Origin of the sequence: Nonomuraea sp. NPDC049624 (assembly GCF_040675255.1) — a bacterium.
Lineage (GTDB): Bacteria > Actinomycetota > Actinomycetes > Streptosporangiales > Streptosporangiaceae > Nonomuraea.
Map to the genome: position 1 here is coordinate 804394 of NZ_JBFAOR010000001.1, position 13487 is coordinate 817880.

Here is a 13487-nt window from a genome sequence, read left to right on the forward strand (position 1 = left end):
TCAGGTCCTTCTTAAACGTCGAGGAAGCGAACGTCGCGCGCGTTGCGGATGATGAAGTCGCGCCGCGCCTCGACGTCCTCGCCCATGAGCACGCTGAACAGGTCGTCGGCCTGGGCCGCGTCGTCGAGCGTGACCAGGCGCAGCAGTCGCGTCGCCGGGTTCATGGTGGTCTCCCAGAGCTGGCCGGCGTTCATCTCGCCGAGGCCCTTGAACCGCTGGACGTTGTCCCGCGGGCGCGGGTCTGCCTTGCCCTGCGCGATGCCGTCGTTGATGACCGCGTCGCGCTCGGCGTCGGAGTAGGCGTAGGAGGCGTCCTCGCCCTTCCGGTCCCACTTGATCTTGTAGAGCGGCGGGCAGGACAGGTAGACGTGCCCGGCCTCGATCAGCGGCCGCATGAACCTGAACAGCAGCGTCAGCAGCAGGGTGTTGATGTGCTGGCCGTCGACGTCGGCGTCGGCCATCAGGATCACCTTGTGGTAACGCAGCTTGGCGATGTCGAACTCGTCGTGCACGCCGGTGCCCAGGGCGGTGATGAGCGCCTGGACCTCGTTGTTCTTCAGGACCTTGTCGATCCGCGCCTTCTCGACGTTGAGGATCTTGCCGCGGATGGGCAGGATCGCCTGGAAACGCGAGTCGCGGCCGCCCTTGGCCGAGCCGCCGGCCGAGTCGCCCTCGACGATGAACAGCTCGCACTTCTCCGGGTCGTTCCACTGGCAGTCGGCCAGCTTGCCGGGAAGGCCGCTGCCGGACTCCAGGAGCGACTTGCGCCGGGTCAGGTCGCGGGCCTGGCGGGCCGCCAGGCGGGCGCGGCTGGCCTGCAGCGACTTGTTGATGATGTCCTTGGCCTCGCCGGGGTTGCGCTCGAACCAGTCGCGCAGGTGGTCGTTGCAGGCCTTCTGCACGAACGACTTGGCCTCGGTGTTGCCCAGCTTGGTCTTGGTCTGGCCCTCGAACTGCGGGTCGGACAGCTTGACCGAGATGATCGCGGTCAGGCCCTCGCGGACGTCCTCGCCGGAGAGGTTGTCGTCCTTGCCCTCCTTGAGGAACTTCTGCTCGCGCGCGTAGCGGTTGACGATGGTCGTCAGCGCCGCGCGGAAGCCTTCCTCGTGGGTGCCGCCCTCAGCCGTGTTGATCATGTTGGCGAACGTGTAGACCGACTCCGAGTAGGAGTTGTTCCACTGCATGGCGATGTCGACCGCGATGCCGTCGCCCTCTTCCTCGAAGGCGACGATCGACGCGTGCGCCGCCTCCTTCTTGGCGTTGAGGTGCTTGACGAAGTCGGCCAGGCCGCCCTCGTAGTGGTATTCGACCGTGTGGGGCTCGCCGTTGACGTGGTCGGGCCGCTCGTCGGTGAACGTGATCGTCAGGCCCTTGTTGAGGAAGGCCGTCTCCTGGAACCGGCGCGAGAGCGTCTCGTAGTTCCAGGTGGTGGTCTCGAAGACGTCGGGATCGGGCCAGAACGTGATCGTCGTGCCGGTCTCGTCGGTCTCCTCGCCCTGGGCCAGCGGCGCGGTGGGCTTGGAGTGCTCGTAGCGCTGCCGCCAGTAGTGGCCGTTCTGCTTGACCTCGACGTCCATGGCGGTGGACAGCGCGTTGACGACGGCCGAGCCGACGCCGTGCAGGCCGCCGGAGACCGCATAGGACTGGCTGTCGAACTTGCCGCCCGCGTGGAGCGTGGTCAGCACGACCTCGACGGCCGAGCGCTTCTCCACGGGGTGGATGCCCGTGGGGATGCCACGGCCGTTGTCGACCACGCGCACGCCGCCGTCGGCCAGCAGCGAGATGTCGATCCTGGTGGCGAAACCGGCCAGCGCCTCGTCCACCGCGTTGTCCACGATCTCGTAGACGAGGTGGTGCAGGCCGCGCTCACCGGTGGAGCCGATATACATACCCGGGCGTTTGCGAACCGCCTCAAGTCCTTCGAGTACGGTGATTGAGCTAGCGTCGTAGGACAACTGCGAAATCCTCCTGCCGCGGACACGCGGCGGGGGAGGCCGTCAACTTCATGCTGCCCCTACCGTGCCCGTCACCGTCGTGAGTGCCCCGATGCGCGGTCACCCGGGGGAGTCGGCTTACTGCCGGGGTGACACGCAAGCGGACGTGTCCGGAATCCTTTTTCATTCTACCGCTTCCCGGAGCCCGTGGTGGCAATACACGCGCCTGTGATGCGCCCTAGCTCGATTTGCCCCCCACTCAAGCATCCCCCCTTCGGAAAGGGGGCTTATCGCGTCTGCGGCTGTCTGATCGCCCCCGGCGCCTAACCATAGGTGTCGCCGGGGCCCCTGCTTCCGGTCACCCGCAAACCCCCTGTGGGCCGGGGTGCGTTCTGCGGCCCCCTGACCTTGACCTTTGTCACCGAACCGTCACCCAGCTCCTCGTTGAGCCTGCGGATGAGGGTGCGCGCGAGCAGCCTGACCTGCGTCGCCCAGGCCGTGGAATCGGCCGCGATGAGCACCTCGCCCTCGTCGAAGGACTCCGGCCGGGTGTGGGCGGCCAGGTCGGGGCCGACGATCTCCTTCCACCGGCCGAACACCGCGCCGACGGCCGCCGAGCGTTCCCAGCCGCGGTCGGCCAGCAGGTCGGCGATGGCCCGGCCGAAGAGCTGGGGATCGCCGGCCTCCCGGCGCGGGCCGGCCTTGCGCCTGGGCTCGCGGCGCGGGAGCTGGCCGCGCTTGGCCGCGTCGGCCTTCGCCTGCGCGAGCTTCTCCCTCGCCATGGCGGCCCCCCTGGCCGCCGCGTTGTGCTGCTCATCGGACACGGGTCACGCTCCCCTCAGCGACATCGAAACGGGCCCCCGCCAGCTCCTTCGGCACGTCGTCGGGCACGGCGGCGGTGATCAGCACCTGTTCGGCCGGCGCGACGATCTCAGCCAGCCTGCGCCGGCGCTGGCTGTCGAGCTCGGCGAACACGTCGTCGAGGATCAGCACCGGGTCGCCGCCGTCGGCCCGCAGCAGGTCGTAGGCGGCCAGCCGCAGCGCCAGCGCGAACGACCACGACTCGCCATGGCTGGCGTAGCCGCGGGCGGGCAGGTCGCCGAGGCCCAGGATCAGGTCGTCGCGGTGGGGGCCGACGAGGGTGACGCCCCGTTCCAGCTCGGCCTGGCGGACCTCCGACAGCCGGTCGCGGAGCTGCTGTTCAAGGGTTTTCCCCAAGTCTGTGGATAACGTCTGCGCCTCGGGAGATCCCCGCTCACCGGCGACTTCGTCCTCCGCGCCGTCCCCACCTGTGGACAACGTGCTGCGGTAGGCCAGCGTCGCGGGGGCGCTCGTGGGGGCCAGCGCGGCGTAGGCCCCGGCCACCAGCGGGCGCAACGCCTCGATGAGCTCCAACCGCGCCCGCAACAGCTCCGCACCGTGCCTGGCGAGGTGGGCGTCCCACACCTCCAGCGTGCTCAGGACGTCGCCGGCGCCCGCCGCGGCGAACGCGGTGTCGCTCTCCGCCCGCCGGGCGCTCCTGCTGCCCCTGCGGGCCTGCGCGGCCGTGCGCAGCAGGGCGCCGCGCTGCTTCAGCACCCGGTCGTAGTCGGCCCGGACCCCGGCGAACCTCGGGGCCCTGGCCACGAGCAGGTCGTCGAGGAAACGGCGGCGCTCCGACGGGTCGCCCTTGGACAACGCCAGGTCCTCCGGCGCGAACAGCACCGTGCGCAGCAGCCCGATGACGTCGCGCGGCCTGGACACGGGGGAGCGGTTGAGCCGCGCCCGGTTGGCCTTGCCCGGGTTGATCTCCAGCTCCACCAGCGCCCGCCGGTCGTCCCTGTGGACGGCGCAGCGCACGATCGCCCGCGCGGCACCCCGCCGCACCAGCGGCGCGTCGTTGGCCACGCGGTGGCTGGAGTGCGTCGCGACATAGCCGAGGGCCTCGACCAGGTTGGTCTTGCCCTGGCCGTTGGGCCCGACGAGAGCCGTGACGCCCGGTTCCAGACCGAGCTCCACGGACGCGTAGGACCTGAAGTCGGTCAGCGAGAGGTGGGCGACATGCACCCCACGAAGGTTAGTCCGCCGCGGGGGCCGCCCGTGTCACCGGCTTGCCGTCCTGTGGAAAACCTCGGGCTTCCCCGGACGGCCTGTGGACCACCGGCCGGACCGACCGGCCGGACCCCGGCTGGGCTGGTCGGCCGGGCTACTCGGCTTCGCGCGGCGGGGCCACGTCGGCGCCGGGCGAGTCGGCGCCCTTGCCGGTGCTGCCCTCGGTCGAGGTGATCGCGTGGCCGCCGAACTGGTTGCGCAGCGCGGCGACGACCTTCATCGCGGGGGAGTCGTCCTGGCGCGAGGCGAACCGCGCGTAGAGGGCCGCGGTGATCACCGGCAGCGGCACGGCGTGGTCGACGGCCGCCTGGACCGTCCAGCGGCCCTCGCCGGAGTCCTGGGCGTAGCCGCGGAGCTGGTCGAGGTGCTCGTCGTCGTCGAGCGCCCGCACCATCAGGTCGAGCAGCCAGGAGCGGATGACGGTGCCGGTGCGCCAGCTGCTGAAGGAGCCCCTGACGTCCTTGACGACGTCGGACGCCTCCAGAAGCTCCCAGCCCTCCGCGAACGCCTGCATCATGCCGTACTCGATGCCGTTGTGGACCATCTTCGCGAAGTGGCCGGCGCCGACGTCACCGGCGTGGACGAAGCCGTCCTCGCCCTCGGGTTTGAGCGTCTCGAAGATCGGCATGAGCCGGTCGACGTCGGCCTGATCGCCGCCGCACATGAGGGCGTAGCCGTTCTGGAGCCCCCACACGCCGCCGCTCACGCCGCAGTCGACGAAGCCGATGCCCTTCTCGCGCAGCTCGGCGGCGTGCTTCTGGTCGTCCACATAGTGTGAATTACCGCCGTCGACGACGATGTCGCCCTCGTCGAGCAGCTCGCCGAGCTCGTCGACCGTCTGCTGGGTGGGCTTGCCCGCGGGAACCATGACCCAGACCGCGCGCGGCGCGGACAGCCGTTCGACCAGCTCCTTCAGGCTGGCCACGTCGCTGATGCCGGGGTCGCGGTCGTAACCGACCACCTCATGGCCGCCGCGGCGCAGCCGCTCGGCCATGTTGCCGCCCATCTTGCCCAGTCCCACCATGCCGATCTGCATGACGCTCCTCTACCCCCTTGTCAGGCTTCCATCATCCCCGATGACGGGATCAGCCCGACAGGCGGATGGGCATGATCAGGTAACGGTAGTCCGTACCTGCGCCTTCGTCCACAGGCTTGCCCCCGGTGAGGATGGCGGGTTTGGTCGAGGTCGTCATCTGCAGGCGCGCCACGTCGGAGTCGATCGCGCCGAGCCCCTCCAGCAGGAACTGGTGGTTGAAGGCGATGTTCATCTCCTCGCCCTCGTAATCCACAGGCAGTGCCTCGACGGCCTGCGCCTCGTCGCCGCTGCCGGCCTCCAGCACGACCTCGCCGCTCCTGAACGCCAGGCGTACGGGGGTGTTGCGCTCGGCGACCAGGGCCACGCGCTTGACCGCCTCGACGAACGGGCCTGTGGACAGGTCGGCGCGCGCGGAGAACTCCGTGGGCAGCAGCGAGCGGTACTTGGGGAACTCGGGGTCGAGCAGCCGGGTCGTGGTGCGCCGGCCCGCGCTGGAGAAGCCGATCATGCCCTCGCCGGTGCCTCCGGCCGAGCTGAGCGCGATCTCCACCTCGGCGCCGGTGGTGCCGAGGGCCTTGGCGGTGTCGGCGAGCGTCTTGCCGGGGATCATCGCGATCGCGGCGAAGTCGGGCTGGCCGGGCTGCCACTTGAGCTCGCGCACGGCGAGCCGGTAGCGGTCGGTGGCGGCGAGCGTGACGGTGTCGCCCTCGATCTCCATGCGCACGCCCGTGAGCATCGGCAGCGTGTCGTCCCGGCCCGCCGCGACGGCGACCTGGCTGACGGCGGAGGCGAACACATCGCTGCCCACCCGCCCGGCGGCCGGCGGCATGGCCGGGAGCGACGGGTAGTCCTCCACAGGCATGGTCAGCAGGGTGAACCGGGCGCTGCCGCACGTGACGACGGCCTTGGCGCCTTCCACCACGAAGTCCACAGGCTGTGCGGGAAGCGCGCGGGTGATCTCGGCGAGCAGCTTGCCCGAGACCAGGACGACGCCCGCCTCACCGGTGTGGAGTTCGAGCGTGACCTCGGCGGAGACCTCGTAGTCGAACCCCGACAGCTTGAGCTGCTGGCCCTCCGTCACCTCCAGGCGCATGCCGGCGAGCACGGGCACCGACGGGCGCGCCGGGAGACTGCGTGCCGTCCATGCCACCGCCTCAGCGAGGACGTCTCGCTCGATTCGGAACATCACGGTGATCAGCCTCCTGGGTTCGTCGTTGATTCAAGTGTTCACTCTCCCGCACCGCGGTTCGGGGAGAACCCCTCTATGGGTCTTTGATTTTCTTAGTAAGAGAGATAAGAGGTCATCACACTAGGGGCTGTGGGAACTGTGGACAACTGATGTCCTCGCAGCTCAGTGCCCCTGTTTTCATCCACCGAGGGTGTGGGTGACGCCTGGGGGAAACTTCGCCGCCTGGGGATGAAGTTTCGTCGCCCACAGGCCGTCCCCAGATCATGGGGTGTTCATCCACCGGTTATCCACGAGGTTTCCACAGGTTGTCCACGGGGTAAGAGGGGGCCTTCTGGAGTCCCAGATCGACTGTTCACAGGCCGTCCACACGTTATCCACGAGTCATCCCCAGGTTCTCCTCAGGATGTCCCCAGATTCGTCCCCAGCCCTTGTGGGTGGATTTTTCCCGGCATTGGTGGTCGTACCGACGCGCCGATTTTGCGTTTCCGCTGGTCCACAGTGTTTTCCACAGGCTGTGTACGACCATCAAGATCCACGCTTGCTCTGTTTGATACGCATTGTCAGCTCGTTGACCTGGTTGTACATCGACCTGCGCTCGGCGATGAGCGACCGGATCTTGCGCTCGGCGTGCATCACGGTGGTGTGGTCGCGGCCGCCGAACTGCTGGCCGATCTTCGGCAGCGACAGCTCGGTCAGCTCGCGCGCCAGGTACATGGCGATCTGCCGGGCGTTGACGAGCGCCCGGCTGCGCGAGGTGCCGCACAGGTCTTCGATGCTGATGCCGAAGTAGTTGGCGGTCTCGGTCATGATGGCCGCGATCGTGATCTCGGTGTCGGACTCCGAGGTGATCAGGTCCTTCAGCACGACCTCGGCGAGCTGCAGGTCCACACCCTGCCTGTTGAGGCTGGCGAACGCGGTCACCCTGATCAGGGCACCCTCCAGCTCGCGGATGTTGGTGGAGATCCGGCTCGCGATGTACTCCAGCACCTCGGGCGGCGCGGCCAGGCCCTCCTGGATGGCCTTCTTCCGCAGGATCGCAATGCGGGTCTCGAGCTCGGGCGGCTGGACGTCGGTGATCAGGCCCCACTCGAACCGGTTGCGCAGCCGGTCCTCCAGCGTGATGAGTTGCTTGGGCGCGCGGTCGCTGGAGATGACGATCTGCTTGTTGGCGTTGTGCAGGGTGTTGAAGGTGTGGAAGAACTCCTCCTGTGTCTGCTCCTTGCCCTCCAGGAACTGGATGTCGTCCACCAGCAGGATGTCGATCGCGCGGTAGCGGCCGCGGAAGCCGTCGGCCTTGTGGTCGCGGATGCTGTTGATGAAGTCGTTGGTGAACTCCTCCGAGCTCACGTATCTCACCCGGGCGCCGTCGTACAGGCTCTGCGCGTAATGCCCGATCGCGTGCAGCAGGTGGGTCTTCCCCAGGCCGGAGTCACCGTAAATGAAGAGCGGGTTGTACGCCTTCGCGGGGGATTCGGCCACCGCCACGGCCGCGGCGTGCGCGAACCGGTTGCTGGCACCGATGACGAATGTCTCAAATGTGTACTTCTGGTTGAGTCTGGCCGGCTCGCTCGGCTTGTTGCTCTTCGCTTCCCAGCGATTCGGCGCCGGCTCCGGCGCTTTCTCCACAGGCGGTGTGTACGGCTGCACCTGTTCAAAAGAGAACGAAGGCTGTGGATATTCGGTGGACGCCGGAGGCTGCTCGGGCTGTGGAGAATAGAACTGCGGGGGCTCGGATGCCTGGTAGTGCTGGGGTTGCACCGGCTGTGTGTAACGCGGCTGGCTATCCACACTCTGGGGATAAGACACATTCACAGGCTGTTGATGGGTGTCCGGCAAAGGCTGTTCGGGAGCCGTGGTGTCGATCATCACGGCCAGCCGCATCGTCATCCCCAGTTCCTGGGACAGCGCGTGGGCCACCAGCGGGCGCAACTTGCCCTCGATGAGGTCCTTGAGGAAATCGTTGGGGACGCCGAGCACGATCGTGTCGTCCGCGAGAGCGATCGGACGGACCATCGACAGCCAGGTGCGCTGCTGGATGGGCACGTTCTCGTTGAGGAAGTTGCCCAGGGCCCTCGCCCATACCGTGCCGAGGTCGACACCACTCATGGTGCGGCTCCCCTCCTTCCTCTCGCGGCCCCCCGCGATCGTTTATCCACATGACCGTGGTCGCCCCGAGCGGTCGGCGACCCCTTCGTCCACAGCGTGGCGGCAGGGCTTCGTACCCAGGTCCTCCACAGGAGATCCACAGGCTGTGCACGGTGTTTCCGGTGGTCCAGAAGGGCCGACAGTATCCATGTGCACAGCTGTGTTCAAGACGTTGTCCACAGCGTAGTGGCACCTGGATGCACAAACTGTGGACGCGGGCCCGGCGGTGGAAAAGTCGCCTGTGGATCAGTGGATAACCCGTTCAGTTTGACCTGGGACGCCGTTGGCCCGTAACGTACGACGGTCGGCTTGCCACGCGACGGCTATTTCGCGTGCCCTCGCTCCCACGGCAGGCCAGCCATGTGTGTATAAGCGCCCCTGGGCGCACCTTCAAGCCTGGAGCCCACCCGTGAGCAAGCGTACTTTCCAGCCGAACAACCGTCGCCGCGCGAAGACCCACGGCTTCCGGCTGCGGATGCGCACCCGGGCCGGTCGCGCCATCCTCGCCGCCCGTCGCCGCAAGGGCCGCGAGAAGCTGTCGGCCTGATCGACCCGCGCCCGAAGTCCGGCCCGTCGGTGTACCTCGCCGACGGGCGTTAGGCGTATACGGTGCTGTCCCGTCAATCCCGCATGCGGCGCGGGGACGAGTTCGAAGCGGCGGTCCGGCGCGGAAAGCGCGCCGGACGCCCCACTTTGGTGGTGCATCTCAACCTTTCTGGGGAAGAGACACCTCTGGTTGGTTTCGTGGTGAGCAAGGCCGTTGGTGGCGCGGTGACCCGGAACAAGGTCAAACGACGGCTCCGACACCTGATGCGCGACCGTCTCGACCGGCTGCCGCGAGGTAGCCTGCTGGTGGTACGCGCCAATCCACCGGCCGCGTCTGCGTGCGTCGAGCAACTGGCCGCCGAGCTCGACGCCGCGCTGGATCGTTTGCTCAGGCGGCGCGAGTCCTCGACGGGTGGACACAGATGACGGAGCAGCCGCAAGGGATGCCGGGCCTCGCCGCCCGGGCGCTGATCATCCCCATTCGGTTCTACCGGGCTTTCATCAGCCCCATGCTCGGTCCACGCTGCCGGTTCTACCCGTCGTGCAGCGCGTATGGGCTCGAGGCGATTGCCGTACATGGGGCATTGCGCGGCACATGGCTGACTGTCCGGCGCATCGGGCGGTGCCACCCATTCCATCCCGGAGGTATAGACCCGGTGCCCCCACGCCCGGTCCGGTCCCACGAAACGCAAGGGAGCTAGCTCGGTGGAGCTGTCCTGGCTCAATTGGCTGTACACGGCCGTCGCCCAAGTCATCACCTGGATCCACCAGGTCTACAGCACTTTCCTCGACCCCAACAGCGGGTTGACCTGGGCGCTGACCATCGTCACGCTGACCGTCTGCATGCGGATCCTCATCTTCCCGCTGTTCCTCAAGCAGATGCGGTCGTCGCGGAAGATGCAGGAGCTGGCACCGAAGGTCCAGGAGCTCCGCAAGCGCTACAAGAACGACAAGCAGCGCATGAACCAGGAGGTCATGGCGCTGTACCAGGGCGCGGGCGCCAACCCCCTCGGTGGCTGCCTCCCCGTCGTGGCGCAGTTCCCGATCTTCATCTCGATGTTCACCGTGCTGCGGGCCATCGCCGCCGACCAGGCCAAGTTCGGCATGTCGCAGGAGCTGGTCGACAGCGCCAAGCACGCGCTGATCATCAACGCTCCGCTGCCCGCCACGTTCTTCGAGGCCCCTGACATCGCCCAGAAGGTCGTCATCGGCTGCTTCGTGGCGATCAGCTCGCTGACCACATTCCTCACCGTCCGGCAGAGCGTGACCCGCTCGATGGCGCAGATGCCGGACAACCCCATGGCACAGCAGCAGAAGATCCTGATGTACATCTCGCCGCTGTTCGCCTTCTTCAGCCTCAACTTCCCGCTGGGCCTGATCCTCTACTGGGTCACCACCAACCTGTGGACGCTGGGCCAGCAGCACTGGTTCTACAGCCGGCACCCCATGCCGCAGTTCGACGCCAAGGGCAACGCCATCCCCGTGACGCCCAAGCCCGGCCTCGTGGCCAAGATGCGCAAGACCACTCCGGCAGAGGAGGCCCCTCCCGCCGCTCCGGAGCCTAAGATCATCAGGCAGCAGCCCAGCCGCCAGTCCCGCAGCAAGCGCACCGGCAGCAAGAAGTCTTGAACACGAAGGAGAGGCCGGCGATGACCGAGGCCGAGCAGGAGAAGGCTCCTGATCTCAACGCGCTTGAGCAGGAAGGCGAGATCGCTGCCGACTACGTCGAGGGCCTTCTCGACATCGCCGACATCGACGGCGACATCGACATGGACGTCGAGGGCGACCGCGCCATGGTCTCCGTCGTGGGGCTCAAGGGCAACGAGCTGGTCGGGCCCGCGGGGGAGGTCCTGGAGGCGCTGCAGGAGCTGACCCGGCTGGCCGTCCACCGGCAGACCGGGGAGCGGTCGCGGCTCATGCTCGACGTCGCCGGCTACCGCGAGCGGCGCCGGGCCGAGCTGAGCAAGCTCGGCACCGAGGTCGCCAACCAGGTCAAGGAGAAGGGTGAGCCGAAGGCGCTGCACCCGATGACGCCGTTCGAGCGGAAGATCGTCCACGACGCGGTGGCGGCCGCCGGGCTGCGCAGCGAGTCCGAGGGTGAGGAGCCGCAGCGGTACGTGGTGGTCCTTCCCGCCTGAAACGTGCATGGTGAGCCGGTTCGGCCGTCTGTCGGCGCTTGGTTGCGCTGATGGGCGGCCGTTTCCGTATCTATAGCTGTACTTACGGGATGCGGGGGTTGTGTGGGCCGCTGGCGGGTTCGCGGGCTTGCCTCCGTGCTTGTGCGGATCGACCCCTGTTCCTTGTATGTGGAGCGATGTTCGGCGCGTTTGTGCGCTGGCGTTTGGGTTCGGTGCTGTTAGCGGGGAAGCGCGGGGTTTTGTGCGTTGGCATTGGTGTTCGTCCCGGAAGATGCCTCTGAGTGTTTCTTTCGGGCGATATGTGCTTTATATCGTTTATAGGGGATTTGGTGTCGAGGGTGGATCAGGAGGGGGCGTGGCGGCGCGCTCGACCGTCACCCACATGCCAGCCCGCTAGTCTTCCAGTGTGATCTCACATCTAGCCTTGGGTGGACACCGCCCCTAGAACGTCGAGACCTCCACCGTCGAACGCCCACCGGCATCACCGCCGAGCAGGCAACCTGAGTACGAACACCACCTGAAACTGAGAAAGGGCCAGCATCCAGTGAGCGAAGAGCTTCCGGCGCCGCCGGACATAGCGCGGGACGTCTTCGCCGGGGAGGCATGGGATCGCGCGAACGCGTTCGCCGCGCTGCTGGCGGGCCCGGGCGTCGTCCGGGGACTGCTGGGGCCGCGTGAGGTGCCGCGTATCTGGGATCGCCACCTGCTCAACTGCGCGGTGGTCGCCGAGGCCGTGCCGCCGGAGGTGCGGCTGGTGGACATCGGCTCGGGGGCGGGACTGCCGGGACTGGTGCTCGCCATCGTCCGCCAGGACATCGAGGTCACGCTGCTGGAGCCGTTGCTTCGCCGTACGGTGTTCCTGGAGGAGTGCGTCGAGGCGCTCAAGCTGGACAACGTCGAGGTGTTGCGCGGGCGGGCCGAGGATCTGGCGGGGGAGCGGGAGTTCGACGTCGCCAGTGCTCGGGCGGTCGCGCCGCTCGACCGGCTGCTGAAATGGGCCATGCCTCTTCTGCGTGAGGGCGGCGAGCTGATAGCCATGAAGGGGGAGCGAGCCGCCGGCGAGCTCGCCGAGGCGGAGTCCCAATTGCGGGCCTGCGGGGCCCGAACGGCCGAGCTTGTGACCGTCGGGCACGGTAAGGTCGAGCCGCCTGCAACATTGGTTCGGGTGGTAGCGGGTCGCGCGCCGGAGCGAGCCAGGCGGCGACGAAGGAGGTGACGGTTGTGCCAGTCGCGTCTTGCGGTCTTGGCTGGCCGGACAGCCGTCTGTCCGAGAGCCCAACCGGGGTTGGATGGCCCGAAATGGGCGTGTCGCAACAGCAAATTCCCGGCACCGGCACACCACTGGTTGAAAGGATGGCCAACGTGACCCAGACCCCCCTGAACCCCGGTGATTCGCCGTTGGTACGAGAGGCGCTCAGTTCAGTGGTTTCACGTGAAACACCTGCCACCACCCAACCGGCCGTCACCCAGCCAGCCGCCGAGCAGCCGGCCGCCACCCAGAGGGGCGGCACCAGCGGCGACGGCGACAACGCCTGGCCTCGGCCGGCGAAATGCAGAGTGATCGCGGTGGCCAACCAGAAGGGCGGCGTCGGCAAGACCACCACCTCGGTGAACATTGCCGCGGCCCTGTCGATGCACGGCCAGCGCGTCCTCGTGGTGGACCTCGACCCGCAGGGCAACGCCTCGACGGCCCTGGCCACCGAGCATCGCGGTGACGTACCGGATGTCTACCAGGTGCTCGTCGACGATCTGCCCATGGTGGAGATCGTCAAGCAGGTCCCCGAGATGCCGAACCTCTACTGCGCGCCCGCCACGATCGACCTGGCCGGCGCGGAGATCGAGCTCGTCTCGCTGGTGGCGCGGGAGGCCCGGCTCCGGCGGGCGCTGGCGGCGTACGAGGCGGAGTTCGACTACATCGTCATCGACTGCCCGCCGTCCCTCGGCCTGCTGACGGTCAACGCCCTGGTCGCGGCGGAGGAGGTCATGATCCCGATCCAGTGCGAGTACTACGCGCTGGAGGGCCTCGGGCAGCTCCTCAGGAACGTCGACCTCATCAAGGCGCACCTGAACCCGGCTCTGCGGCTCTCCACGATCGTCCTGACGATGTACGACGGACGTACCAGGCTGGCCTCGCAGGTCGCCGACGAGGTGCGGTCGCACTTCGGGGAGACGGTGCTGAAGACGGTCATCCCGCGCAGCGTCCGGCTGTCGGAGGCGCCCAGCTATGGGCAGTCGGTCATGACGTACGATCCGGGGTCGAGCGGGGCGATGGCGTACATGGACGCGGCCCGGGAGATCGCCCACCGCGCCACCGTGGCCTGACCTCTGGCCGCTTGCCGGTCTTTTTTGGGTACGGCTTGAGGGCGTGGGTTCCCATGCCCGTGTTCCGGTGTTCCTCCGCCAGGTTG

13 protein-coding genes are annotated in these 13487 nt (G+C 67.8%); 7 read left to right on the forward strand and 6 right to left on the reverse strand.

Annotation, left to right across the window (positions count from 1 at the left end):
* Positions 1-11 precede the first annotated feature (11 nt).
* The 6 genes from gyrB to dnaA form a co-directional block, all read right to left on the reverse strand.
* Complete coding sequence (gene gyrB / locus AB0J76_RS04345) at positions 12-1955, reverse strand: DNA topoisomerase (ATP-hydrolyzing) subunit B (RefSeq protein ID WP_352324558.1); 1944 nt, start codon at positions 1953-1955, stop codon at positions 12-14.
* A 302-nt stretch (positions 1956-2257) separates the two neighbouring features.
* On the reverse strand, positions 2258-2758 hold the full coding sequence (locus AB0J76_RS04350; RefSeq protein WP_352324557.1) for a DciA family protein: 501 nt from the start codon (positions 2756-2758) through the stop codon (positions 2258-2260).
* A complete protein-coding gene (recF, locus tag AB0J76_RS04355) occupies positions 2748-3980 on the reverse strand; it encodes a DNA replication/repair protein RecF (RefSeq protein WP_352324556.1) in 1233 nt (410 codons plus the stop codon). Before recF ends, AB0J76_RS04350 begins: the two co-directional genes overlap by 11 nt.
* Positions 3981-4119: 139 nt before the next feature.
* Positions 4120-5061, reverse strand: a complete 942-nt coding sequence (gene gnd, locus AB0J76_RS04360; RefSeq protein WP_352324555.1) for a phosphogluconate dehydrogenase (NAD(+)-dependent, decarboxylating) — start codon at positions 5059-5061, stop codon at positions 4120-4122.
* A 49-nt stretch (positions 5062-5110) separates the two neighbouring features.
* The gene (dnaN, locus tag AB0J76_RS04365) at positions 5111-6250 is read right to left on the reverse strand and encodes a DNA polymerase III subunit beta (protein ID WP_352324554.1); all 1140 of its coding nucleotides are present in this window, start codon (positions 6248-6250) and stop codon (positions 5111-5113) included.
* Positions 6251-6775: 525 nt separating this feature from the next.
* The gene (gene dnaA / locus AB0J76_RS04370) at positions 6776-8356 is read right to left on the reverse strand and encodes a chromosomal replication initiator protein DnaA (RefSeq protein WP_352324553.1); all 1581 of its coding nucleotides are present in this window, start codon (positions 8354-8356) and stop codon (positions 6776-6778) included.
* Between the two features lie 448 nt (positions 8357-8804).
* Here dnaA and rpmH point away from each other — a divergent pair, with 448 nt between their 5' ends.
* The 7 genes from rpmH (at position 8805) to AB0J76_RS04405 (ending at position 13401) form a co-directional block, all read left to right on the forward strand.
* Positions 8805-8942, forward strand: coding sequence for a 50S ribosomal protein L34 (rpmH, locus tag AB0J76_RS04375; protein WP_043614899.1), 138 nt, complete (start codon positions 8805-8807; stop codon positions 8940-8942).
* Between the two features lie 62 nt (positions 8943-9004).
* Positions 9005-9367: a ribonuclease P protein component gene (gene rnpA, locus AB0J76_RS04380; protein ID WP_364388738.1), complete on the forward strand. Its 363-nt coding sequence runs from the start codon at positions 9005-9007 to the stop codon at positions 9365-9367.
* 17 nt (positions 9368-9384) lie between these two features.
* Positions 9385-9642, forward strand: a complete 258-nt coding sequence (gene yidD / locus AB0J76_RS04385) for a membrane protein insertion efficiency factor YidD (RefSeq protein WP_352322972.1) — start codon at positions 9385-9387, stop codon at positions 9640-9642.
* Between the two features lie 4 nt (positions 9643-9646).
* Positions 9647-10570, forward strand: coding sequence for a membrane protein insertase YidC (gene yidC, locus AB0J76_RS04390; protein WP_352322969.1), 924 nt, complete (start codon positions 9647-9649; stop codon positions 10568-10570).
* A 20-nt stretch (positions 10571-10590) separates the two neighbouring features.
* Positions 10591-11079, forward strand: coding sequence for a R3H domain-containing nucleic acid-binding protein (locus AB0J76_RS04395; RefSeq protein WP_352322968.1), 489 nt, complete (start codon positions 10591-10593; stop codon positions 11077-11079).
* 544 nt (positions 11080-11623) lie between these two features.
* Entirely contained in the window at positions 11624-12295 is a 672-nt protein-coding gene (rsmG, locus tag AB0J76_RS04400) for a 16S rRNA (guanine(527)-N(7))-methyltransferase RsmG (RefSeq protein WP_352322967.1), read from the forward strand.
* 146 nt (positions 12296-12441) lie between these two features.
* Complete coding sequence (locus AB0J76_RS04405; protein WP_352322966.1) at positions 12442-13401, forward strand: ParA family protein; 960 nt, start codon at positions 12442-12444, stop codon at positions 13399-13401.
* Positions 13402-13487: the final 86 nt, after the last annotated feature.

Coding starts and splice junctions, on each gene's coding strand:
- gnd (WP_352324555.1), bottom strand. CDS start 5,061: ATGCAGATCGGCATGGTGGGACTGGGCAAGATGGGCGGCAACATGGCC.
- dnaA (WP_352324553.1), bottom strand. CDS start 8,356: ATGAGTGGTGTCGACCTCGGCACGGTATGGGCGAGGGCCCTGGGCAAC.
- yidD (WP_352322972.1), top strand. CDS start 9,385: ATGCCGGGCCTCGCCGCCCGGGCGCTGATCATCCCCATTCGGTTCTAC.
- AB0J76_RS04395 (WP_352322968.1), top strand. CDS start 10,591: ATGACCGAGGCCGAGCAGGAGAAGGCTCCTGATCTCAACGCGCTTGAG.